Annotated in this window: 22 protein-coding genes; 10 read left to right on the top strand and 12 right to left on the bottom strand. The window is 57.2% G+C overall.

Annotated features, from left to right (window positions below):
• Positions 1–51 precede the first annotated feature (51 nt).
• From pyrG to ACYQ11_RS04375, 4 genes are all read right to left on the bottom strand, one after another.
• Positions 52–1701 carry a CTP synthase gene (gene pyrG, locus ACYQ11_RS04390; protein WP_459922531.1) on the bottom strand — a complete coding sequence of 550 codons (1650 nt, stop codon included), beginning with the start codon at positions 1699–1701 and terminating at the stop codon, positions 52–54.
• An 86-nt stretch (positions 1702–1787) separates the two neighbouring features.
• Positions 1788–2666 carry a hypothetical protein gene (locus ACYQ11_RS04385; RefSeq protein ID WP_459922530.1) on the bottom strand — a complete coding sequence of 293 codons (879 nt, stop codon included), beginning with the start codon at positions 2664–2666 and terminating at the stop codon, positions 1788–1790.
• Positions 2667–2698: 32 nt separating this feature from the next.
• The gene (gene eno, locus ACYQ11_RS04380; protein ID WP_459922529.1) at positions 2699–3979 is read right to left on the bottom strand and encodes a phosphopyruvate hydratase; all 1281 of its coding nucleotides are present in this window, start codon (positions 3977–3979) and stop codon (positions 2699–2701) included.
• 390 nt (positions 3980–4369) lie between these two features.
• Positions 4370–4612: a hypothetical protein gene (locus tag ACYQ11_RS04375; protein ID WP_459922528.1), complete on the bottom strand. Its 243-nt coding sequence runs from the start codon at positions 4610–4612 to the stop codon at positions 4370–4372.
• Between the two features lie 273 nt (positions 4613–4885).
• Between ACYQ11_RS04375 and ACYQ11_RS04370 the strand changes: the two genes are divergently transcribed.
• Together ACYQ11_RS04370 and ACYQ11_RS04365 are read left to right on the top strand one after the other, a co-directional pair.
• Positions 4886–5227, top strand: coding sequence for a hypothetical protein (locus tag ACYQ11_RS04370; RefSeq protein WP_459922527.1), 342 nt, complete (start codon positions 4886–4888; stop codon positions 5225–5227).
• A 165-nt stretch (positions 5228–5392) separates the two neighbouring features.
• A complete protein-coding gene (locus ACYQ11_RS04365; RefSeq protein WP_459922526.1) occupies positions 5393–5524 on the top strand; it encodes a hypothetical protein in 132 nt (43 codons plus the stop codon).
• On the opposite strand, the gene ACYQ11_RS04360 is transcribed toward ACYQ11_RS04365, so the two are convergent.
• Genes ACYQ11_RS04360 through murJ form a run of 5 tightly spaced genes read right to left on the bottom strand, consistent with a single transcriptional unit; the run spans position 5515 to position 8601 of the window.
• The gene (locus tag ACYQ11_RS04360) at positions 5515–5973 is read right to left on the bottom strand and encodes a MauE/DoxX family redox-associated membrane protein (protein ID WP_459922525.1); all 459 of its coding nucleotides are present in this window, start codon (positions 5971–5973) and stop codon (positions 5515–5517) included. The two genes, ACYQ11_RS04365 and ACYQ11_RS04360, sit on opposite strands and share 10 nt — an antisense overlap.
• Positions 5974–5977: 4 nt before the next feature.
• Complete coding sequence (locus ACYQ11_RS04355) at positions 5978–6487, bottom strand: rhodanese-like domain-containing protein (RefSeq protein WP_459922524.1); 510 nt, start codon at positions 6485–6487, stop codon at positions 5978–5980.
• Entirely contained in the window at positions 6481–6741 is a 261-nt protein-coding gene (locus ACYQ11_RS04350; RefSeq protein WP_459922523.1) for a tetratricopeptide repeat protein, read from the bottom strand. The genes ACYQ11_RS04355 and ACYQ11_RS04350 overlap by 7 nt, the downstream gene beginning before the upstream one ends.
• Positions 6738–7031, bottom strand: a complete 294-nt coding sequence (locus ACYQ11_RS04345; RefSeq protein ID WP_459922522.1) for an FtsB family cell division protein — start codon at positions 7029–7031, stop codon at positions 6738–6740. Before ACYQ11_RS04345 ends, ACYQ11_RS04350 begins: the two co-directional genes overlap by 4 nt.
• Complete coding sequence (gene murJ / locus ACYQ11_RS04340) at positions 7018–8601, bottom strand: murein biosynthesis integral membrane protein MurJ (protein WP_459922521.1); 1584 nt, start codon at positions 8599–8601, stop codon at positions 7018–7020. Before murJ ends, ACYQ11_RS04345 begins: the two co-directional genes overlap by 14 nt.
• 574 nt (positions 8602–9175) lie before the next feature.
• On the opposite strand from murJ, the gene rpsT reads away from it, so the two are divergent.
• Entirely contained in the window at positions 9176–9439 is a 264-nt protein-coding gene (rpsT, locus tag ACYQ11_RS04335; protein ID WP_459922520.1) for a 30S ribosomal protein S20, read from the top strand.
• A 123-nt stretch (positions 9440–9562) separates the two neighbouring features.
• Here the strand turns inward: rpsT and lptE are convergent, their stop codons facing one another.
• Both lptE and leuS read right to left on the bottom strand, forming a co-directional pair.
• Positions 9563–10093 carry an LPS assembly lipoprotein LptE gene (gene lptE / locus ACYQ11_RS04330; protein ID WP_459922519.1) on the bottom strand — a complete coding sequence of 177 codons (531 nt, stop codon included), beginning with the start codon at positions 10091–10093 and terminating at the stop codon, positions 9563–9565.
• Entirely contained in the window at positions 10090–12681 is a 2592-nt protein-coding gene (gene leuS / locus ACYQ11_RS04325; RefSeq protein WP_459922518.1) for a leucine--tRNA ligase, read from the bottom strand. The genes lptE and leuS overlap by 4 nt, the downstream gene beginning before the upstream one ends.
• A 496-nt stretch (positions 12682–13177) precedes the next feature.
• Between leuS and ACYQ11_RS04320 the strand changes: the two genes are divergently transcribed.
• The 7 genes from ACYQ11_RS04320 to topA all read left to right on the top strand — a co-directional run bounded on the left by ACYQ11_RS04320 (position 13178) and on the right by topA (position 22238).
• Positions 13178–14638 (top strand): Rne/Rng family ribonuclease, encoded by a 1461-nt coding sequence (locus ACYQ11_RS04320; RefSeq protein WP_459922517.1) that lies wholly within the window; start codon positions 13178–13180, stop codon positions 14636–14638.
• A 181-nt stretch (positions 14639–14819) separates the two neighbouring features.
• Entirely contained in the window at positions 14820–15125 is a 306-nt protein-coding gene (gene yajC, locus ACYQ11_RS04315) for a preprotein translocase subunit YajC (RefSeq protein WP_459922516.1), read from the top strand.
• Between the two features lie 78 nt (positions 15126–15203).
• Positions 15204–16811 (top strand): protein translocase subunit SecD, encoded by a 1608-nt coding sequence (gene secD, locus ACYQ11_RS04310; RefSeq protein WP_459922515.1) that lies wholly within the window; start codon positions 15204–15206, stop codon positions 16809–16811.
• Positions 16812–16837: 26 nt separating this feature from the next.
• Positions 16838–17896, top strand: a complete 1059-nt coding sequence (secF, locus tag ACYQ11_RS04305; RefSeq protein ID WP_459922514.1) for a protein translocase subunit SecF — start codon at positions 16838–16840, stop codon at positions 17894–17896.
• A gap of 54 nt (positions 17897–17950) precedes the next feature.
• The gene (gene ybgF, locus ACYQ11_RS04300; protein ID WP_459922513.1) at positions 17951–18730 is read left to right on the top strand and encodes a tol-pal system protein YbgF; all 780 of its coding nucleotides are present in this window, start codon (positions 17951–17953) and stop codon (positions 18728–18730) included.
• 83 nt (positions 18731–18813) lie between these two features.
• Positions 18814–19938, top strand: a complete 1125-nt coding sequence (gene dprA / locus ACYQ11_RS04295) for a DNA-processing protein DprA (RefSeq protein WP_459922512.1) — start codon at positions 18814–18816, stop codon at positions 19936–19938.
• Positions 19935–22238, top strand: coding sequence for a type I DNA topoisomerase (gene topA, locus ACYQ11_RS04290; RefSeq protein ID WP_459922511.1), 2304 nt, complete (start codon positions 19935–19937; stop codon positions 22236–22238). Before dprA ends, topA begins: the two co-directional genes overlap by 4 nt.
• 305 nt (positions 22239–22543) lie before the next feature.
• On the opposite strand, the gene ACYQ11_RS04285 is transcribed toward topA, so the two are convergent.
• Positions 22544–23149, bottom strand: a 606-nt coding sequence (locus ACYQ11_RS04285) for a transposase (protein WP_459922510.1), incomplete at its 5' end; no start/stop codon positions are given.

Raw genomic sequence — 23149 nt, 5'->3', positions numbered from 1 at the left:
GCAGAGGCGTGTCGATCCGGCAGGGGCACCAGGGCCCCTGCCGGGGTCTGTCTATGATGACTGACTTCGGGCTTTTTTCAGGGACGCGCGGATAAAATCCACGAACAGGGGGTGGGGGGCCATGGGCTTGGATTTAAATTCCGGATGGAACTGGCAACCGAGGTACCAGGGATGGTTCTGGATTTCGACGATCTCCACCAGCCCGCCGTTGGGAGAGGTGCCGCTGATCACCAGTCCCTTGTTCCTGAGAATGTCGAGAAATTCATTGTTGAACTCATAACGGTGACGGTGACGCTCTGAAATATTCTCGTGTCCGTAGGCTTCATAGGCGAAGGTCTCTTTCTGGAGACGGCAGGGATAGGCCCCCAGTCGAAGGGTCCCGCCTTTGTCCGAGGTCACGTCCCGCCGTTCGACCTCCCCGGTGCGTTCGTTGACCCACTCTTTCATCAGATAGATGACGGGGTACAGGGTCTTCTTGTCGAACTCGGTGCTGTTGGCGTCGGTCAGCCCCGCGATGTGACGGGCGAACTCGATGACGGCGATCTGCATGCCAAGACAGATCCCGAAGTAAGGCACATGATTCTCACGGGCGTAGCGGGCGGCCATGATCTTGCCTTCCACCCCGCGGGAACCGAATCCGCCGGGGACCAGGATGCCGTCCAGATGACCGAGCAGGGTCTCCTGGTTGGATTCGTCGATTTTTTCGGAATCGATGAACTCGAGGGTCACCCGGCTGTCATTGGGAATCCCGGCATGGTAAAGGGCTTCATTGAGGCTCTTGTAAGACTCGGTCAGATCCACGTACTTGCCCACGATGCCGATGGTCACCGCATATTTGGGATTCTTGAACCGATCGACGAATTCCTTCCAGTTGCCCAGACGGGGCGCCCGGGTCCAGATATGCAGACACTTGACGATTTTCTCGTCAAGGCCTTCCTCGTGAAACACAAGGGGCAGTTCATAGATGCAACCCAGATCCTTGGCCGTGATTACGGCGTCCTTGTCCACGCTGCAGAACAGGGCGATCTTGGATTTCATGTCCTGGGGAATTTCCCGGTCGGCACGGCACAAGAGAATGTCCGGCTGGATACCGATGCTTCGAAGTTCCTTGACGCTGTGCTGGGTGGGCTTGGTTTTCAGTTCGCCGGCGGCGGCGATGTAGGGGATCAGGGTCAGATGGATGTAAAGGACATTGTCCTTGCCCAGATCGGCCCTCAGCTGGCGGATGGCTTCAAGGAAGGGCAGGCTTTCAATGTCTCCGATGGTGCCGCCGATTTCGATGATGGCGATATCCACCCGGCCCGAAAGAAGCAGGATGCTCCGTTTGATCTCGTCGGTGATGTGGGGAATCACCTGGACGGTGCCGCCCAGATATTCCCCCCGCCGTTCCTTGGTGATCACGGAATTGTAGATCCGGCCGGTGGTGAAGTTGTTGTCCTTGCCCAGCGAGGCGCTGGTGAAGCGTTCGTAGTGCCCCAGATCGAGGTCGGTTTCCGCCCCGTCGTCGGTGACGAACACTTCCCCGTGCTGAAAAGGGTTCATGGTACCCGGATCCACATTGATATAGGGATCGAGTTTCTGGATGGACACGGTCAGCCCCCGCGCCTCGAGAAGCGCCCCGATCACCGAGGACGCCAGTCCCTTGCCCAGCGAGGAAACGACGCCCCCCGTCACGAATATGAATTTTGTGCTGTTTCCCATGTCACCTCCCCCTCGCGTTTTTTCACAATGATTCAATAACCGGTTTACCCATGCCCTGAAGCCCGTCTTTCCCGGACGGGCCGGCGTCAAAAGGCCAGAGGGTCCTTGTCGATGATCCGGCCCAATTCATCGATGGTTTTTTCAACCTGATCCTCGGAATCCGGTTCAGCCGCCGTGACGGCCGGGGTGTCTGCCTCGACAGCCTGGGCCCGGATGGCCGTCACATCGAACACGGCTTCGTCAAGCGGCGGATCGATCAGGATTTTCTCGACCCGGATATCCCGTTCCAGAACATGATTTCTGAAGCACTCGATCCGGGACGGGTATTTGGTTTTGCCGTATTTTTTCCAGTCCAGATACAGGATTTCGATCAGATCGCCCCGGTCATGGTCGGCCGAACCGGTGATCACCAGACGCAGGGGCAGAAAGGTTTTCTTGTCCAGAAAAAGGGCCGGAATCGTATGACCCCGGGTGTCCCGTCCGCCGATCACGAACACCACCCGATCCTCGAACCGGTCCAGCCGGGTCTGTGTCCCATCGATGCCCAGACGTTCGAGCGCGGACGTGAAAAGCAGACTGTTTCTGAACAGCAGCACATCCTTGTATACGTCAAACCCGGATTGACGGTCCGCCGACACGCGGCCGTCGACCAGAACCAGGGCCCGGCCCGGAGCCGTCACCAACGTGCGGCCGCCGGAGCCGTCGGCCAACCGGATGTCCGACCGAAAGCGATTCGGAAACAGGTAAGAGACCGTTTCCTTGAAAACCGCCATGCCCGTCTCAAGCGTCGAATCGAAAACGACGTGCTCCTGCTCGACCGTCAGGCTGTCACAGACGCCCACGGTCTTCAGATACTGGTCGACAATCTGGGCCGTGCCCGGCACATAGCCGCAAACCGGTCGAACCGGTCCGAACACCCCGACCAGGGCCAGCCCCACCATGATGTGACAGACATACCGTTTCACGTTCAACGCCCCATACCCCCGCCGTGTTGCTATCAGGACCGTGCCACCAGAAGCTCTCCGGAGAACACCGCGGCCTGGCCCAGTTCCTCTTCAATACGGATCAGCTGATTGTACTTGGCGATCCGGTCGCTGCGCGACAGAGAGCCGGTCTTGATCTGACCGCTGTTGAGGGCCACGGCCAGGTCGGCGATGAAGGTGTCGGCCGTCTCACCGGAACGGTGGGAAATCACCGTGGTGTAACCGGCCTGTTTGGCCATGGCAACGGCATCCATGGTCTCGGTGACCGTTCCGATCTGGTTGAGCTTGATCAGAATGGAATTGGCGATCCCGTCACCGATGCCCTTTTTGAAGATCGTCGGGTTGGTCACGAACACATCGTCACCCACCAGCTGCACCGAGGAACCGAGTTTTTCCGTCATCAGGGCCCAGTTGTCCCAGTCCCCCTCAGCCAGACCGTCTTCGATGGAAATGATCGGATACCGATCGACAAGGTCGGCGTAGTAGTCGATCATGTCCGCAGCGCTCAGGCTGCGTCCGTCGGATTCGAGAACGTATTTCCCGTCCTTGAAAAACTCGCTGGCCGCGGCGTCCATGGCGATGGCGATATCCGAACCCGCCTTGTACCCGGCGGCGTCGATGGCCTTCATGATGTACTGGAGGGCCTGCTCGTTGGACGAAAGGTCCGGAGCGAACCCGCCCTCGTCCCCCACGGCCGTATTGAGACGTTCGGCCTTTAAAATCTTTTTCAGATGATGAAAGACCTCGGCCCCCATCCGCACGGCTTCACGGATATTGACGGCGGAAACCGGCATGACCATGAATTCCTGGATGTCCAGGCTGTTGGCCGCATGGGCCCCGCCGTTGATGATGTTCATCATGGGGACCGGCAGCATCCGGGCGTTGATGCCGCCCAGATAGCGGTAAAGGGGAAGGTCGTAAGCCATGGCCGCGGCCCGGGCGGCCGCCATGGACACGCTGAGAACGGCATTGGCCCCCAGGCGGGATTTGTTCTCGGTGCCGTCGAGGGCCAGCATGGCCTGGTCGATGTCTTTCTGGCGGGCCGCATCCATGCCGATCAGCTCGGGGGCGATGAGGTCATGAACATGGCGGACGGCTGCCAGAACCCCTTTGCCCAGATAGCGCCCCTTGTCATTGTCCCGCAGTTCGAGGGCTTCACGCACCCCCGTGGATGCGCCCGAGGGCACGGCGGCACGGCCGGTCACGCCGCAGGCCAGGGTCACATCGGCTTCCACCGTGGGATTGCCCCGTGAATCAAGAATTTCACGTGCAACGATATCAATGATTTCAGTCATAAAGTTCCTCCAAAACCTGTCCGAAAACAGTCAGCATTGAAACGAAGAATGATCACGGTACGGATCAGCGGCCGGTTTTTCTGGAAAAAGCCGGTAAAAGCCGCAGAGGCTTACCGATGACGAAAACAAAAAAGAAGGGCGATACCCCTTCCCGCCTTGTCTGTCGCTATCCCGTATGATTCTTAACCGGCCCCTTGGGCCGATGGAACAGTCCTTTTTTAAACGCCGTAACAGATACCCAACCTGCCGGATTATGTCAAGACATCGTTGATCGGCCCTGCGAGGACTCCGGTTCCGCACCCGAAGCGGGCGCCGTCTGTCCGGTGAACGCTTCGGCCTCCTGCCGTCACGAATCGGCCCATCTTCTCTTCGTGTCCGCGTCCTTCAGCCTCAGTCGGCGTACCACAATTCGCCGTAAGCCTCTTTGATGGTTTTTTCGAGCCGGTTGATATACTGAAGCACCGCCGCCAGGCCCAGCAGACACAGTGCCGTCACGACAATGGCAAGGACCCTGAAATAAATATTGATAAAATCACCGAACACCTGAAACCAGAGGGTAGTGCAGAAGATCATCAGCATCAGGGCCTTGATGAATTCTTTGAGCAGCGCACTTCGGTATGTGACTTTGATCATCGTTACTCCAGCCGTAAATCCGGTCCGCGTCAGATCCGTCTTCGGTCATCCTCACGGTCCCCCGGTCAGCGGTGTTTTGGTTTGACAGACCGAAGGGAGACTGTTATGACAGAGGCCAGCGCATCATGTGTGATTTAAATATGATGGCTCCGGATGAGCCCTCACGTCGTTCGGGTTTTCCGCAATGTCAGTTAACGACACTACCAGCATTTCATGCGTTTGAAAAGGCAGTTTTTCATCCTGAAACGGCCCGGTCCGGGCCCATGAGTGACGATGATGGAACGGATTTCACTGATCAAGGATTCAGCCCTCAGACCCCTTCTGCTCAGCGGCGCGGAAAACATGGGATACAGCAGGGTCATGCGCACCAACTGCCTGGATACGCCCATCTTTCTCTACGTCAACCGGGACAGCCGGCATCTTCTGATCTACAACTGCGGTCTGAAGCGGGACGAACTGATTCTCATCGATTACCGTATTCCCGCCAAACTCAAGGTCATTGTCGACGAGTACAAGCATTTCAGTGACCCCTGCCACCGTGACATCGTCGACGTCCTCGAAAAAATTCTGGACGGCTCCTTCGCCCGTGAACAAACGGAAATTCGCTACCTGTGACCCGAAAATTCGCATGGTTTCAACAAAAGACTTTATCCTGCAATGAAAATCTGATATCGGGAGGCATACCGTTACAGCGTTTTTTGAGTCATTCGGGGCCGACAACCGAAAATCCCGCAGGCCCGCGTCAGACGCTGATCGAACACGCGAACATGGAGGCAGGTTATGAAACTGGTCAAAGGGCTGTACGCCCTGATGCGCTTTCCGGCACGCCGATTCTATGAGGTGATCCGGATCCGGCTCGAGCATTGTCTTTACCGCAGCAAATTTTTCCGGACCATCGCCGGCTATGAATGAGGGTCTCGGAAAAGGTCCCTGAGCGTCAGGGGCCTGCCCCTGAAAACGACGGGAATGAGGCCGACAAGAAACAGAAGAAGGTCCCGGGCCAGCAGCTCGATGTTCGACAGGGTATTACTGCCCGTGTTCACGGAAAAACATCCGCAGTCGAATTCGTGCCCACGGACCAGGTTGACGGCGATGGCCGCAATGAAAACGGCCAGCAGACCTTCGATCAGAACAGCCGCCGCCCGAGGGAAAACCCCCAGCACAAGGCATACCCCGCCGTAAAATTCCACATAGGGCATGACGATGGCCAGCGCGTTGATCAAAACGCCGGGAACGAGCTGGTATCCGTAGATGATCCGGGCAAAGGACCCGGGATCCGTGATCTTGTGGATGCTCGCATAAACGAACACCCCCCCAAGAATCCACCGGGCCAGACACTCCGCCCGGGGCGATTTCAACATCCTGTCAATCCGTGACATCAATCGGAAATCCCTCCGCAACCCACGCCGGGTACCCGTCGATAAACACCCGGACCCGGGTGTAGCCGTCTTCGATCAGGTACTGGGCCAGCATATGGCTGTCTTCGCATTCCCGGCCCGAGCAGTAGGTCACGATCAGCCGGTCCCGGTCCGGATACCGGGCCGTGAAATCCCCGAACAGACGGTCGTAATCGTAGGGAAACAGGGATACGGCCCCCCGGATGTGCCCTTCCCGGTACACGGATTCATCCCGGGCGTCGACAAACAGCGCCCCGGCCGACCGGAACAGATCATAGGCCTCCCGGACCCGCCGGATCTCGAGGTCGTGAACCACCGGGCCGTTTTTCGCTGCGGCGGTGACGACCCCCTTGTCCACATCCCACTGTCCCACAAGGGCGATGCCGCGGGGAGACAGGGCGTTTACGCCAAAGCCCGTCAATACGGCCAGAAGGAGAATCAGGCCGATCTCAAACGCCATCGAACGTGCCGTCAGCATGTGCCATCCGATCCGGCCCGATGCTTTTCACGGCGCAGCAGACGGGCCCAGGTTTTCATCAGACAAACCAGATCTCCCGGGTCCGACGGACCCCGAAGACGGGCGATCCGTTCCAGGGCGGCCGTAATTTCCGGGTGATCCGGGTGCTGATCAAGCAGAAAGCGGTATGCCGCCTCGGCATCGGACAGATAGCCCTGGGCCAGATAAAGGTCCGCCAGGGTTCGGGTATAAAATCGATGGGGATGACGCATCATTTCTTTTTATCCGAATGGAACCTGATGATGATTTCGTCGTGCTTGACCATGCCCAATTCCTTTCTGGCCACATGGTCCAGATAGACGTCATCGTGTTTCAGGCGCCGGACCTCATGGTACAATGCCATGTTTTTCTGCTCGAGCGCTTCGTTTTCCGACACGGCCCGGGCCAGCTGCTGACGCCTGGCCCTCAAATCCAGAAGACCGTTTTCCCTGAAAACGATCACCAGGGCCAGGACAAGAAGGCCGAATCCGGAAAGGGCCAGGACAATTTTCTTAAATGGGCTCACCGTCACGCGTTTCCTTTGAGTGAAGCATGCCGATCACGCGGCCAAGTTCGGGACTGCGTACAATCAGGGCAAAAAGGGCATAAAGCCCCACACCGGCGGCAATGCACAGCGAAAGTGCCCCGATCCGCAAAAGGACGGGGCTATTATAGGCCGGAAACAGATATCCCGCAAGACCATATACACCCAGACCCATCGAAAGGGCGCCGGCCAGGGACCGGCAGAACGACAGAGCGATGGCCCGTCCCCCCAAGGGACCCAGGGCCCGCCGCAGGGCCCGAACCAGCAGGGCGGCGTTGATAAGGGCCGACAGCGAGGTGGCCAGGGCGAGGCCCGCATGCCCCATGGGCCCCATCAAAAGAACGCTCAGCACAACATGGCCCAGAATGGCAACGATCGCAACGGTCACCGGTGTCCGGGCATCGTGGCGGGCGTAAAACACCGGCGCCGCGATCCTCACCGCCGATACCGCGCACAGACCCAGAGCGTAGAAGACGAGGGCCCGGGCCGTCATCACCAGGTCGGCCGGCCCGAACTCCCCCCGGAGAAACAGAACCCCCACAATGGGCTCGCTCAAGGCCACCAGTCCCGCGCAGGCCGGAAGGGTGATAAAAAAAACAAAGGACAGCCCCCGGGCAAAGGTGTCTTTGAGTCCCTCCAGATCGTCCATGGCCGCCTGACGGGACAAGGTGGGCAACACCGCCGTGCCCATGGAAACGGCAAAGAGTCCCAGGGGGAACTGGAACACGCGGTCCGCATAGTAAAGCCAGCTGATGCTGCCCTCGATAAGCAGCGACGCCAGCACGGTTCCGACGACGATGTTCACCTGGTACACCCCCGCGCCCAACACCGAGGGCAGCATCATCCGGCCGATCCGGATCAGACCGGGATGAAACAGGGGACCCCTGAACCGGTAACCCAGACGGATCAGAAACGGAATCTGGAGGATCAGCTGAACCAGCCCGCCGACGATCACCCCCCAGGCCAGGGCCTTGATCCGGAACACCGGATCATCGGACAGCCGGACCCCGATCAAAAGGGCCAGGATCATCACCACATTGAGCAACACCGGCGACAGAGCCGGCGCTGAAAAATACCCCAGGCTGTTGAGAATCCCCATGGCCAGGGCCACCAGACAGACAAACAGAACATAGGGAAACAGAATCCGCGCCAGGGTCACGGCAAGGGCCATTTTTTCCGGACTCTCGCCAAATCCCGGTGCCAGAAGGGCCAGGATCAGGGGGGCGAGCACCAGCCCCAGCACGGTGAGCGCCACAAGCATCAGGCAGAGAATGTTCTGGACCGATCCCGCCAGCCGAAAGGCCTCATGCCGCCCTTTTTTTTCGAGCACATCGGTGAACACGGGGACAAAGGAGAGAACCAGGGAGCCTTCGGCAAACAGGCGTCGCATCAGATTGGGCAGGCGAAAGGCCGCAAAAAACGCGTCGGCGATCATGCCCGACCCAAAAAAATTGGCCGTGATCATATCCCGGACAAAACCCAGAATCCGGCTCAGGAGGGTATAGCCCCCCACCGTGCCTGCCGCCTTCACCACCCGACTGTGTTCATCCATGCTTTTTTCTCTTTTCCGGTCAATCCCTGCCCGCCATGCATACCCTCTTTTCAATGAAATGAAAAGGGCCGATTCCGATGCCCCGGCCCCCACCGCAGGGTAATCGCATGTTTCATATCCTTGAAGAAAAGCAAAAAACGGCCTCCGTGAGCATCTCAGCGGATTGATCTCAGATCAATCCTGTCGACTTAAACACGTCATCCGTGCCGGCAGGGAATACACCGCTTGAACACACGACACCCTCTTTGTGACTTTGTGTCTCCGTGAGAAATCACTCGTCCCCTTCGGAGACGAGACGCCGGTTTTATCGCTCTCACAGAGGCACAAAGACACAGAGTAAAGCCGGACATGCCTTCGCATGTCACACGGTGCCGCTCATCGAAATCCGGAGCATGGCCGTGGGGCATGCGATTGCCCTGCCCCAGCCGTTTTTTCCCTTGACTTGTCGCAGAAAAAACTATAATTTGTCGAAGTTTATGAGCCTATACCGTGTGATTGCCCGGTCAGGCCGGTGCGACACCGACAGATTTTAAAAAAATATCCATTCAACACGTAAAGATAAGGAGTAGGATCGTTGGCAAACCATAAATCAGCAAAAAAACGCGCCATTCAGAGCGAAACCAAACGCAAGCGCAACATGATGATCAAAACCAAAATGAAAAACGCCATCAAATCTGTGCGTGCCGCCAAGGCTGAAAACGCTGAAAATGCTATGGAAATTCTGAACAAGGCAAAGTCCGTGATTGCCGTATCAGCGAAAAAAGGCGTGATCAACAAAAAGAACATGGCGAGAAAAATTTCCCGGCTGGCCAAACTGGTCAACAGCATGAACGCCTAAGCCCCGCCGACCGAGACACCGTTTCACCATCAAAAAGGTCTGACCGATACCCGTCGGCAGGCCTTTTTTGCGTGGTCTCGCAAAAGTCACTGTTTGGACGGCTTCGTAAAACGCCCGTCGTTGTCAGAAATCATCGGTCATGCGGGCATAGACCGATTCGGCAAACCGACGGGACGCCAGGGCCAGGGCCTCCTGCCGGTTGGCGTCTCCCATCTGGCTGTCATCCCGACTGGTGCCGTAGGCCTGCCGTTCGACCAGCCCCCGGACCGACCAGAGCTCCTCGCCGGTTGACGAACGCAGAAATACATCGGCCGTCAGCGTCACACGGCTTTCCAGACTGGTCAGATCCGCACCATAGCTGACCGTATCCACGGACACCGAGGTAATCGTCCCGGACAACACGGCCTGAGCGGCCCCGGGATCGCCAACCACCTTCTGGCCGTTCCGGGTAAACTCATACATCAAATCGTCCACCAGCCGGTTCTCCATGCCCGTTTCCCGTGACCGGTTCTCGAAAATCGACACGCAGACCGTCCGGACGTTCGACGGCAGGGCCCCCCCGCCCGCCAACCGGTAGCCGCAGGCCGAGAGTCCCGGGACCAAAAGAGCCAGGAGGGCAATCGTTGCAAGCCATTGAAAAAACAGACGTCTCATATCACAATATTCACGAGCTTGTTTTTGACCACGATGACCTTGCGGATCGGCTGGTCGCCGATGAACTTGGCCACCAGCGGATCGTCCAGGGCCCGGGCCTTGACGGCGGCCTCATCGGCATCGGCGGCGATGGTGAATTTGCCCCGGAGCTTGCCGTTGACCTGGATGACGATCAGCATGTCATCCACCGCCAGGGCCGCCTCATCATGGACGGGCCAGGGTTCTGACAGCAGGCTTTGATCATGGCCCAGCATTTCCCAGATCTCCTCACAGAAATGGGGCACAAAGGGAGAAAGCAGAAGCACCAGGGATTCAACGGCAAAGCGGAAGACCCGGTCCCGGATCTCGTCTTCGCCGTCCAGATCCATGGCGGTCATCACGTTGACCAGTTCCATGACGGCGCTGATGGCGGTATTGAAATGGAAATCATCTTCGATGTCGAACGTGACCTTTCGGATGGCGGCATGGGTTTTTGCGAACAACTCCCGCGTCTTGTCCGAAAGGCCGTCCAGACCGCCCGCATAGGGAGGGGTCCTGCGCAGCAGGTCCTCACTGCCCTTGACCATGCGCCAGACACGACTGAGAAAGCGGAAACTTCCCTCGACCCCTTCGTCACTCCAGTCCAGACCCCGCTCGGGCGGAGCGGCGAACAGGCAGAACAACCGGGTGGTGTCGGCCCCATATCGATCGAGCAGTTCGTTGGGGTCCACGACGTTTTTCTTGGACTTGGACATCTTGATCACCCGTCCGATTTCCACCGGACTGCCGCAATGACGGCAGCTGGGACCGTTCTCCCCCTCGACGACATCGGTCGGGAATATATAATGATGCACGGGGCAGGAAATGGTGGCCTTGTTGACCATGCCCTGGGTAAGCAGCCGGGTAAAGGGCTCCTTGAAATCGATCAGCCCCTGATCCTTCATGACCCGCGTGAAGTAGCGGGAATACAAGAGATGCAAAATGGCGTGCTCCACGCCGCCGATATACTGATCCACCGGCATCCAGTACCGGACGGCCTCGGGATCGACCATGCCCTTGTCGTAATCCGGGCAGCAGTAACGCATGAAATACCAGGACGATTCCACAAAGGTGTCCATGGTGTCGGTGTCGCGCCGGGCCTCGGTGTTGCCGCAGGACGGACAGACGGCCCGCTTGAAGTAATCCAGGGTGCCCAGGGGGGATCCGCCGGATTCCAAGAGGTCGGCGTCTTCGGGCAACACAATGGGAAGATCGGTCTCGGGCACGGGCACAGGTCCGCAAGTGGGGCAATGAATCATGGGAATGGGCGTTCCCCAGTAGCGCTGGCGTGAGATGCCCCAGTCCCTCAGACGGAAGGACACGGTGCGTTTTCCCTGCCCGCGGGATTCCAGATGATCGGTGATACGGATCTTGGCCTCGTCACTGGGCATGCCGTCGAACTCGCCGGAGTTGACCATCACACCGGGTTCGGTGTAGGCCTCAGTCATGGCGGCGGCATCGAGGGCGCCCCCCTCGGGACTGACCACCACGATGATGTCCAGACCGTATTTTTTGGCAAAATCAAAATCACGCTGGTCATGGGCGGGCACGGACATCACGGCGCCGGTGCCGTATTCCATCAGGGCGAAATTGGCGGTGTACACCGGCATGCGCATGCCGGTCAGGGGGTTGATACAGTAAACCCCGAGAAACACCCCTTCCTTTTCGTAGTTCTCCAGGGCCTTGCTCGACCGATCCTGCATGGCAATCCGATCGACAAAGGCCTTGACCGCCGCTTCCTGGTCCGTGCCCCGGGACAATTCCTCGACCAGGGGATGTTCGGGAGCCAGACACATGAAGGTGGCCCCGAATATCGTGTCCGGTCGAGTGGTGAAGACCCGGATCGCAGCGTCCGAGCCGTCGACGGCAAACACCGCTTCGGAGCCCTCACTCTTCCCGATCCAGTTTTTCTGCATGGTGGTGACCTTTTCCGGCCAGCCGGGAAGCTGATCGCAATGCACCAGAAGGTCCTCGGCGTAATCGGTGATCCGGAAAAACCACTGCCAGAGCTTTTTCTGGCGCACGGGTTTTCCGCAGCGCCAGCAGCAGTCGTTTTCCACCTGCTCGTTGGCCAGAACCGTCTGACAGGGTTCGCACCAGTTCACAAAGGATTCCTTCCGGTAGGCGATGCCCTTTTCAAACATCTTGATAAACAGCCATTGCTCCCAGCGGTAGTAGTCGGGGGTGCAGGTGGCCAGCTCCCGGCTCCAGTCGTAACTGAAGCCCAGGCGTTTCAGCTGGGCGCGCATGGTGGCGATGTTGGCGTAGGTCCAGGCCGCCGGATGGGTCTTGTTGGAGATGGCCGCGTTCTCGGCGGGCATGCCGAACGCGTCCCAGCCCATGGGATGGAGCACATTGTACCCCTGCATGGTCTTGTACCGGGCCACCACATCGCCGATGGAATAGTTCCGCACATGGCCCATATGGATATTACCGGATGGATACGGAAACATTTCAAGGAGATAGTATTTCTTTTTATCGGGAGCCAGGGCGACGTTGAATACCTTTTCGTCGTCCCATTTTTTCTGCCACTTCGCCTCGATCACCTCGGGAATGTACTTTTCATCCATGGTACTTTCTTACCTTTCGCGTTGCCCACAATCTCGATTGACGGTCAATGAATTGAAAAAACAAAAAATTATCATCCGGAGCAGTCACTTGTATTGCCATACAATGATGAAAATAGCAAGAAAAAGGGCGGCCGGAACAGGGCAGACGCACGTCCCATCGGCATGATCCGCCATGGCTGTCTGTATCGGTATCGTCGTCGGAACCGGTCCTGTTTTTCGATTTGACATTGACCATGCTCATCAACCGCTTGCAAATTTTCATCATTTCTATATAATCGGAGCCCGATAACAGCCCGGCGTACCATTCAGAGGCCCGCCCCTGTCCGCGACGGACCCGGTTTCCCTGGCTTTTGTGTGTTGCGGCAGGCCTTCCGGCCCCCTTCGGCACATTTGTGTTGACGTGTCGCGATCAATTATCTATTGATACATAAATTATTTTTATCATTAACGAAATGCACCCTTATCTTTAAGTGGAGGTAACCAGAACATAACCCTTATGGCAAGAAAAATTCTCATCAACGCCGTTGACTCCGAAGAATGCCGCATTGCGCGGGTCAACGAATCAAAACTCGAAGAATTCCATCTCGAGACCACATCCAAGGAAAGCATCCAGGGAAACATCTACAAAGGGATTGTCACCCGGATCGAGCCCAGTCTCCAGGCGGTGTTTGTCGATTTCGGCAGTGACCGTCACGGCTTTCTCCAGATGCAGGAAATTCACAGTGACTATTTCCACGACAACCCCACCGGCGACCGCAGCCTGAAAAAAGTCATCAAGCGCGGCCAGGAACTGATTGTCCAGGTGACCAAAGACGCCTCCATGAACAAGGGAGCCATGCTGTCCACCTTCATTTCCCTGCCCGGCCGTCATGTGGTTCTCATGCCCGGCAGTGAAAACAAAGGGGTTTCCCGGCAAATTGAAGACGAAGCCGAACGGACCCGCCTCAAGGAAATCATTCCCAAGCTGAAGCTGCCCGAAGGGTATGGTCTGATCATCCGCACCGCCGGCGAGAACGCCACCAAAACCCTGATGGCCAAAGATGTCAGCTATCTGATGCGTCTGTGGAAGGACATCAACAAAATCGCGGAAAAAGAACCGGCACCCACGCTTTTGTACAAGGAAATGACCCTGGCCGTGCGCGCCATCCGTGACTACCTGACCCCGGACGTCTCCGAAATTCTGATCGACGACCCCAATATCCTCAAAGAGGTCAAAACCTTTCTCAAACTGATCTCTCCCCGGCAGATGGGCCTGGTCAAACAGCACAAGGGCGACAAACCGATTTTTGCCCGATTCCAGCTGGAACGTCAGATCGCATCGATCTTCGAAAGCCGTGTGCCCCTGCCCTCGGGCGGATCCATCGTCATCGACCAGACCGAGGCCCTGGTGGCCATCGACGTCAACTCGGGCAAGTCCACCAAAAGCCGGAACATCGAGGAAACGGCCCGTCAGACCAACATCGAGGCCGCCGAAGAAATCGCCCGCCAGCTGCGTCTCCGGGACCTTGGGGGGCTGATCGTCATCGATTTCATCGACATGAAGGAATCGAAAAACAAGATCGCCGTGGAAACCACCATCAAGAACTTTCTCAAGGAAGACAAGGCCCGGACCAAGATCAGCCGGATTTCCCAGTTCGGACTTCTTGAGATGTCGCGGCAGCGGATCCGTCCACCCATCGAATTCGGCAATTACATCACCTGCAAGCACTGCAAGGGCAAGGGGCTGGTTCAGTCCACCGAGGCCTTCGCCCTGTCCTTTCTCCGCAAGCTGAGTATGGAAACCATCAAGGAGGGGGCCACCACCGCCAAGGGATATGTACCCGCGGATGTGGCCTGGTACCTGCTTAACAAAAAGCGCGGGGACATCCTGGCCATCGAGGAAAAGCGGAACATCGCCGTCGTCATCGAGGGTTCGGACGCCATGCTGTCCGGAGAAAGCCGCATCGTTTGCGAATAGGGCCCGTCTGATTTGCAGGTTGACACCTTTTTCGCTTTACTGTATCAGTTGACACGATATCGGTCCTGATTACAGGTCGGTTTCCTGCGGCGTTCGGGCCGGAAACCGAATCAGACGAAAAAGCCCCGGGCGGGTGTCGTACCCGTCCATCATTTATTATTGCATCCAAAGGAGTTCAGTTGTGATCAACGTTGCATATGCCATGGCCCCCAGCCAGGGAGCCTCCCAGTCCGGCGGCGGGCTCGCCGCCTTCGTCCCCCTGATTCTCATGTTCGTGATTTTCTATTTCCTTCTGATCCGGCCCCAGCAGAAACGGGCCAAGGAGCATCAGGAAATGGTCAACAACCTTAAAAAAGGGGACAAGGTGGTCACATCCGGAGGAATACACGGGGTGATCGCCAAGGTCGAAGACACGGATGTCCAGCTTGAAATCGCTGAAAAAATCCGTATCAAAGTCACCCGTGCCAACATTGCCGTCAAACTGTAATTTCCGTGATCCGGCCCCCCCGAAACGCTCTGTACCCAGGGTTTTGGGCCCATCATTGATCAAGAAAGGATTGAAGCATTGAAAGCGTTTTCCTGGAAACTTATTGGTGTTCTTCTGGTCATGGTCGTTGCCGTCATTTTTGTCCTGCCGACCCTTGTCATGTACTCCAAGGGAACCGGCGAGCCTGAACTCTGGCCCCACAAGAAAATCAATCTGGGCCTGGATCTCCAGGGGGGCATGCATCTCGTACTCGAAGTCCTGACCGACAAGGCGGTGGAGAATTCCATGGACGCCCGGCTCTACGATCTCAAGCGCAGCCTGATCAAAGCCCAGATCCGGGCACGGACCATCAAACGGATCGAAAACAGCCCGGACCTTCTGGTGGTGCTTGATTCGTTCGAGGCCGGGGAAAAACTGAAAACACTGCTCAAGGACGATTTTCAGGATCTTGAAATCCAGTCCCGGAAGGACACCCCGGAATCCACCGAAGTCACGCTTTCACTGATCGAGGATGAAGTGACCCGCATCAAGAAATCATCGGCGGACCAGGCCCTTGAAACCATCCGGAACCGCATTGACGAGTTCGGCGTCAGTGAACCCGACATCCGGAAACAGGGCGAAAACCGGATTCTCATTCAGCTGCCCGGCATCCGGGATACAAAAAACGCCAAGGACCTGATCGGTAAAACCGCCGTCCTTGAATTCCGACTCGTCGATGAAGCCCACGACGTCCAGCAGGCCCTGCGCAACGGACCGCCTCCGGGATCGGAAATTCTCTATGAAATGGTGAAAAACCCCGCCACCGGGACCAGCGTCAAAGGCACGCCCTACCTGATCAAGAAAGAGGTGCTGCTGACCGGCGAGGCCCTGACCGACGCCCGCCTGTCCTTCGATTCCATGGATAACGAATACTTCGTGTCCATCGATTTCGACCGGAAAGGCGGCAAGGAATTTGCGCGGATCACCGGAGAAAACGTCAACAAACGCCTGGCCATCGTTCTGGACAACACCGTGTATTCGGCGCCGGTCATCCAGATGAGGATACCCGGCGGCCACGCCCGCATCACGGGCAGTTTCACCCAGGAAGAAGGCAAGGTGCTGGCCATCGCCCTTCGGGCCGGCGCCCTTCCCGCACCCGTGGAAATTCTCGAAGAACGGACCGTCGGACCCACCCTGGGCATGGACTCCATCCGCAAGGGTCTTCTGTCCATGGCCATCGGCGGCGGCCTCGTGATTCTGTTCATGATCATTTATTACAACGGAGCGGGGCTCATCGCCGACATCGCCCTGGTGCTGAACATCCTTTTGATGGCCGCCGGGCTTGCCATGGTCCAGGCCACCCTGACCCTGCCGGGCATCGCCGGTTTTATTCTGACCATTGGCATGGCCGTGGACGCCAACGTGTTGATTTTCGAACGCATACGTGAAGAAATCCGATTGGGGCAGAGCCCGGCGGCCGCCGTGGCGGCCGGATTTGACAAGGCCACCCTGACCATTCTGGACGCCAACGTGACCACCCTGATCGCCGCCCTGGTTCTGTTCCAGTTCGGGACGGGTCCGGTCAAGGGCTTTGCCGTGACCCTGAGCCTGGGTATCGTGGCCAGTCTGTTCACGGCGCTGGTCATCACCCGGATGATTTTCGATTTTATGATTTCATCGTTTGATATCAAAAAACTCAGCATTTAGCTCTCCCACGATAAAGGAACCGTGATATGCAGTTTATCAAATCAGACACGAACATCAACTTCATCGGCATCCGCAAGGCGGCCTACCTTGTCTCCATCTGCCTGGTGCTGGTCAGCATCGTCTCGCTGATCGCCCACAAAGGCCCCCGCTACGGGGTTGACTTCGAGGGCGGCACGGCCATTCAGATCAAGTTCGACGGACCGCTTCCCATCGAGGGCATCAAGAAAGCCCTGCCCGAAGCGAATCTTGCCCAGTCGGCAGTCCAGCGTTTCGGCGATGACTCGGACAACGAATTCCAGATCCGGACACCCCAGGCGTTCATGGCCGACTCGGCGTTCATCGACGAATTAAAGGCCACCCTCACCCGGGTGACCGGTGTGGGCGTGGTGGACGTCAGCGTGGACATGGTCGGACCCCAGATCAGCCAGGATCTCCGCAAAAAAGCCTTGCTGGCCATGTTTTTTGCCCTCCTTCTGATCGCCATCTACATTTCCGGCCGATTCGAACTGAAATGGATGATGAGCGCCCTGATGGCCGCCGCCATCGGCATTCCCGTGTATTTCATCTCCCAGATCGACAAACTGCCCTTTGTGAACGTCAGCGCGGGCATGCCTTTCATGATCCTGTTCGCCCTTGTGATCAGCATCGCCTTCTGCTGGTTTCTCGAGCTAAAGTTCGCCCTGGGGGCCATTGTGGCCCTGGTCCATGACGTAACCATTACCGTTGGGGTCTTTTCCCTGTTGAACATCGAGTTCAACCTTCCGATTATCGCGGCCCTTCTGACCATCATCGGTTACTCGCTCAACGATACCATCATCGTCTACGACCGGATCCGTGAAAATATCGCCAAAGACGTCCGCAGGCCCCTTGACCGGGTGATCAACATGAGCATCAACGAAACACTGTCCCGAACCATCCTGACCTCGACCACCACCCTGATCGTCGTCGTGGCCCTGTTCCTGTTCGGCGGCGGTGTCATCCACCATTTCGCCCTGGCCATGCTGATCGGCATCGTCATCGGGACCTATTCATCAATTTTCGTGGCCAGCCCCATCCTGATGGCCTGGAAAAGTAAAGAGCAATGATTCACGTTTCCGGCAGCCCGGCACGGCTGCCGGAAACAGCCTGAGGAGGCCCTCATGACACATTCCCGGACGTTTTCTTCCATCCACGGTATCGTTGTCCTTGGGATCACGGCCCTGCTGGTCGCATTCGCCCCGGGATGCCGGACCATGCGCCCGGACTCCGGCCAGGCCGTGACCCAGTTGTCCGCCGAACTCGAAGAAGCCCATCAGAAAATCGAAGAGATCTACCATCGGGTTTCCGTGATTCAGTTCATGGTCGACACCCATGAACTGACCCTGGCCGATCTTGAAAAAAATCTCCGGCAATCGGGGCTCACCACACTCACAGCCCCCATCGCACCAAAGCAGACAGAAAGCGCATTCCGCCCCGCGTCTCGTGATCAGGTCACTCGCACCGACAACGATCTGTCGGCGGCATCGGTCACCGAAGAACCGCTTGCCCCCGTCCGGACCGATACAGCCTCGGCCGATGCCCTGTACAATCAGGGCTTTTCCGCCCTGAAAAACAAGGACTTCGATCGGGCCATGGCCCTGTTCCAGGACGTGGCCACCCGGTTTCCCGATCATTCCCTGGCGGACAACGCCATTTACTGGACCGGGGAAATCCATTATTCCCGGAATCAGTACACCGAGGCCGTCAGTACCTTCAAACACCTGATCGACACCTACCCGGACGGCGGCAAGGTACCCGATGCCCTTCTGAAAATCGGCTACTCGTATCATGCATTGAAAGACACGGAAAATGCCGTCGCCTATTTGAAAAAAGTGGTGGTGAACTACCCCTTCACCGTTCCCGGGAGCAAGGCCGAGGCCATGCTCGACAAAATTGAATGACACGAACACCAAGGCCCTGCGCCGCTGTCGGCTCCGGCTGCTGCCTGTGCCCGTCTGCCCGTTGACGCCGTTTTTCTGCCTCTATGAATGATCTTTCATGGTTAACCCTGAAAAGTGTGCCGGGTATCGGCAACCTTCTTTTCAAACGTCTTATCGACCGTTTCGAACAGGCCGGGAGGGTACTCAGCGCATCCCCGGAGGATCTGGCGACCGTTCCCGGCATTTCGCCAAGGCTGGCCCGGGCCATCACCGGTCACGTCATCCCAGGGACTCTTGTCCGTGACACCGAGGCCGCCCTCTCCCGGGGCTGCCGGATACTGACACTGGCGGATCCGGACTACCCGTCCCTGCTGCGGGAAATACCCGATCCGCCGCCGGTCCTGTACGTCAGGGGGGCTCTGCCTGACAGGCCAGGCCTTGCCGTTGTGGGTTCACGCGGCGCCAGCAGTTACGGATTGTCCAATGCCCGACATCTGTCTTCCGGGCTGGCCGGCGCCGGATTAACGGTGGTCAGCGGCCTGGCCCGGGGCATTGACACCGCAGCCCACGAGGGTGCGCTGGCTGCAGGCGGCCCGACCGTCGCCGTTCTGGGCAACGGCCTTTCCGGTATCTATCCGCCGGAAAACAGCCGGCTGGCAGATCGCATTGCAGACAACGGTGCCCTGGTCTCCGAGTTTCCGTTTTTCACCGCACCGGAGCCCAAGAATTTTCCCATGCGCAACCGGATCATCAGCGGTATGACCCTCGGGACCCTGGTGATCGAAGCGGCCCAGAAAAGCGGATCACTGATCACGGCCAGGCTGGCTGCCGAACAGAACCGCGAAGTGTTCGCCGTCCCCGGGAGCATTCGCTCGTTCAAAAGCAGCGGGACCCACAGCCTTCTCAAACAGGGGGCCAAACTGGTGGAAACCCTTTCGGACATCCTGGAGGAACTCCCCGGAATCGCTCAGGCTGACCCGCACACCCCGCCTTTTCCGGAAACGGAAACCCCGGGGCTTGACGTTTTAAAAAAAAAGTTTAGTCTTGATTTTAATGAATTGTCTGTATTAAAGGTGCTGGATTCTTATCCCGTTCATATCGATGATATCCTGGAGAGGGTATCCGTGGAACCGGGTCTTCTTTCCGGCATTTTATTGAAACTTGAACTCCTGGGGCTGGTCGATCAATCCCCCGGGAAACAGTTTTCGCTCAAAAAGGATGTATTGTGAGTAAACCGCTTATTATCGTCGAGTCCCCCACCAAGGTGAAAACCTTGAAAAAATATATCGGCAAACAGTTCAACATCACCGCCACCTCCGGCCACATCAAGGATCTGCCGCCCAAGGAAATCGGCATCGACATCGAAGACGGATTCAAGGCCAAATACCAGAACATCAAAGGCAAAGCCAACATCATCAAAAGCCTGAAGGCCGCCGCGGACAACGCAAGTGACGTGTATCTGGCGCCTGACCCGGACCGTGAAGGGGAGGCCATCGCCTACCACACCGCCGATATTCTCAAGAAAAAAGACCGAATCTTTCACCGCGTGCTGTTCCACGAACTCACTCCGAAAGGCATCAACGAGGCCCTGAGCAGGCCGTTGACGCTGAATGTCGATAAATATAATGCCCAGCAGGCCCGTCGCATCCTCGATCGCCTGGTGGGCTATCAGGTGTCCCCCATTCTGTGGCGAAAAATCCAGGGGGGCTTGAGTGCCGGACGGGTACAGAGCGTGGCCGTTCGGATCATCTGCGAGCGCGAGCGGGCTATTCAGGCTTTCATTCCCGAAGAATACTGGTCGATCACCGCCGACCTACTCGGTGACACCCCGCCGCCCTTCCAGGCCAAACTGACCAAAAAAGACGGCAAAAAAATCAAGATCGGCGATCAGGACACGGCCATGGCCGTCACCCGGGAACTTGAAACCCAGGATTACCGGGTCGATAAAATTACCAAAAAAACCACCAGGCGGAATCCCCTGCCGCCTTTCACCACCAGCAAGCTCCAGCAGGACGCCATCAACCGGTTAAAATTCACCGCCGGCAAGACCATGCTGGTGGCCCAGCAGCTGTATGAGGGCATCGAACTCGGCCCCGGCGAGCCCGTGGGCCTGATCACCTACATGCGTACCGACTCCACCCGCATCGCCGACGACGCCGCCAATGAAGCCATCGCGTTCATCAACGAGCGTTTCGGTTCGGATTACGCCATCGACAAGCCCCGGTTTTTCAAAAACAAAAACAAGGTCCAGGACGCCCACGAGGCCATCCGACCCACCTCGGTACACAACACGCCGGAGGCCCTGGCCCCTTATCTCGACAAAGCCCAGCTTGATCTCTACACCCTGATCTGGCGTCGTTTCCTGGCCTCCCAGATGAAAGAAGCCCTGATCGACCAGAATACCCTCTCCATCGAAGCCGGTCCCTACACCTTGAGCCTGACGGGTTCGACCGTAAGGTTTCCCGGATTCATGACCCTTTACATGTCCACCGAAGCCGAAAAGGAAAAGGAGGAAGACGGACGCAAACAAGTCCTTCCCGATCTTTCCGAGGGCATGCGTCTGACGCTTCAGAAACTGGAACCCAAACAGCATTTCACCATGCCCCCGCCCCGGTTTTCCGAAGCGTCGCTGGTCAAGGAACTCGAGGAAAACGGTATCGGACGGCCGTCTACCTATGCATCGATCCTGTCGACCATCCGCAGCAAGGGCTATGTGGAGCTGGTCAACAAATACTTCAGACCCAGTGAGCTCGGATTCATCGTCAACGACCTGCTGGTCGCCAATTTCTCGGATGTATTCGACATCGCCTTCACCGCCCGCATGGAAAACAACCTGGACCGCGTGGAATCGTCCGAGATGGATTACAAGAAGCTTCTCGAAGATTTTTACAGCCCCTTTTCCGTGGAACTCGAAAAAGCCAAGGACACCATGGTCAGCGTCAAAGGCGTGGGTCTTGACACCGGTCTTTCCTGCCCAAGCTGCAAAACCGGCAAGCTGCACATCAAAATCGGAAAAAACGGAACATTCATCGCCTGCAACAACTATCCGGACTGCACCTATTCCCGAAATTACGAACGCGATGAAAAAGGCGTTATCCATCCTGTGGAACCCTCCTTCGAACTGGCCGAAGGCAAAGTGTGCAGCAAATGCGGAAAGCCCATGCTGATCAAACAGGGACGGTACGGTGAGTTCCTCGCCTGCAGCGGCTACCCCGAATGCAAGAACACCCAGTCCGCCCACGCGGACACCGGTCCAGGCGCTTCCCTGGGCGTACCCTGCCCCACCTCCGGCTGCACCGGCGAAATCGTCGAAAAGCAATCCAAGCGCGGCAAAGTCTTTTACGGCTGCAACAAATACCCCGACTGCACCTTCGCCAGCTGGGACAAACCCGTCAACCAGCCCTGCCCCCGCTGCGGCGCCCCCTATCTCGTCGAAAAAACCAGCAAGCGGGAAGGCACCTATCTCAAATGCGTCAACGACGGCTGCGACTACAAAGCCCCCCTAGCGGAGAAACCCGACAGCCAATAATCCCATGTCCCATCCACCCGTCACCCCATTGCCTTGCACATAGGGACAGTCAAACTGCACACAGGGACAGTCAAACTATACACATTTACCAGATACACCTCCCCGCCACCCTCCATTCATCAGGGAGGCGTTCATGCCAATGAGTTAAATCGCCCGACCAAGCCCAATTTTCTCAGGATCTTTTCAGCAAAGCATCCGGACCGATAGGTTTTGTTGCCACCACACCCCAAAAATAGAAACAGCTCTCCGGCCCCTTTTCATCAAGGGTGACAGCTGCTGTGATAAAAAATGGCGTTAAAACCGGTTTAGGTGCCCAAACGCTTAAGTGAATAAATCCCGTCAAGCCCCTGGATGGGCCTGGGCTTTTTGTCATGCCTGCATTGGAAGATATGTCTGAACTGTTGGGAATGTTCGGCCACGAAGGCTCGGGAGCCGATGATGCCGGCATCGGTAAAATACCTGGTTTTGTTCATGAATCTGGCGGCTCGGGCGGGTTCGAAATTCCGCTCACGCTCTTTTTCGACAATGGCCCTTGCGATGACGTTTTTACTTTTCCCATCTGCCCGGCCTATCGCCCCGGCTTCATACACATAACGACGATAACGGCGGAATCGCTCCGCCTCGTCCATCTCACCGAATTCCACCAGTCCGAAATCCGTGGAAAGAAAGCCGTCCCGGTTGCCGGTCTGGCTGTGATAGCCCATCGAGCACCAGCGATAGTCCTCTGGGCGCTTGACGATACCCGCCCGGACGGCATTCAGGTCGATGTAGGCCAGGCAGTTGATCAGCGTTTCTCCTTTTTCGACGATCAAGCTTTTGAACCGCTCGCCCCACAGGGTTCCCTTGCGCCCTTTGATTTTGTTGTAATAGCGGGAAAAAGTCTGCTTCACCTCGCGCACGAATTCGGGCAA

This window comes from Desulfatiferula olefinivorans (assembly GCF_054657895.1).
Note: the sequence above shows the minus strand (reverse complement) of the source record. Positions and strands in the feature narration are given on the sequence as shown.

Bases quoted from the DNA above. Each gene is read 5' to 3' on its own strand.
- ACYQ11_RS04355 (WP_459922524.1), bottom strand. From the start codon at position 6,487: ATGCTGACGGCACGTTCGATGGCGTTTGAGATCGGCCTGATTCTCCTT.
- ybgF (WP_459922513.1), top strand. From the start codon at position 17,951: ATGACACATTCCCGGACGTTTTCTTCCATCCACGGTATCGTTGTCCTT.
- ACYQ11_RS04365 (WP_459922526.1), top strand. From the start codon at position 5,393: ATGAAACTGGTCAAAGGGCTGTACGCCCTGATGCGCTTTCCGGCACGC.
- secF (WP_459922514.1), top strand. From the start codon at position 16,838: ATGCAGTTTATCAAATCAGACACGAACATCAACTTCATCGGCATCCGC.
- ACYQ11_RS04370 (WP_459922527.1), top strand. From the start codon at position 4,886: ATGATGGAACGGATTTCACTGATCAAGGATTCAGCCCTCAGACCCCTT.
- leuS (WP_459922518.1), bottom strand. From the start codon at position 12,681: ATGGATGAAAAGTACATTCCCGAGGTGATCGAGGCGAAGTGGCAGAAA.
- pyrG (WP_459922531.1), bottom strand. From the start codon at position 1,701: ATGGGAAACAGCACAAAATTCATATTCGTGACGGGGGGCGTCGTTTCC.
- ACYQ11_RS04375 (WP_459922528.1), bottom strand. From the start codon at position 4,612: ATGATCAAAGTCACATACCGAAGTGCGCTGCTCAAAGAATTCATCAAG.
- dprA (WP_459922512.1), top strand. From the start codon at position 18,814: ATGAATGATCTTTCATGGTTAACCCTGAAAAGTGTGCCGGGTATCGGC.
- eno (WP_459922529.1), bottom strand. From the start codon at position 3,979: ATGACTGAAATCATTGATATCGTTGCACGTGAAATTCTTGATTCACGG.
- murJ (WP_459922521.1), bottom strand. From the start codon at position 8,601: ATGGATGAACACAGTCGGGTGGTGAAGGCGGCAGGCACGGTGGGGGGC.
- ACYQ11_RS04360 (WP_459922525.1), bottom strand. From the start codon at position 5,973: ATGTTGAAATCGCCCCGGGCGGAGTGTCTGGCCCGGTGGATTCTTGGG.
- ACYQ11_RS04320 (WP_459922517.1), top strand. From the start codon at position 13,178: ATGGCAAGAAAAATTCTCATCAACGCCGTTGACTCCGAAGAATGCCGC.
- lptE (WP_459922519.1), bottom strand. From the start codon at position 10,093: ATGAGACGTCTGTTTTTTCAATGGCTTGCAACGATTGCCCTCCTGGCT.
- ACYQ11_RS04350 (WP_459922523.1), bottom strand. From the start codon at position 6,741: ATGATGCGTCATCCCCATCGATTTTATACCCGAACCCTGGCGGACCTT.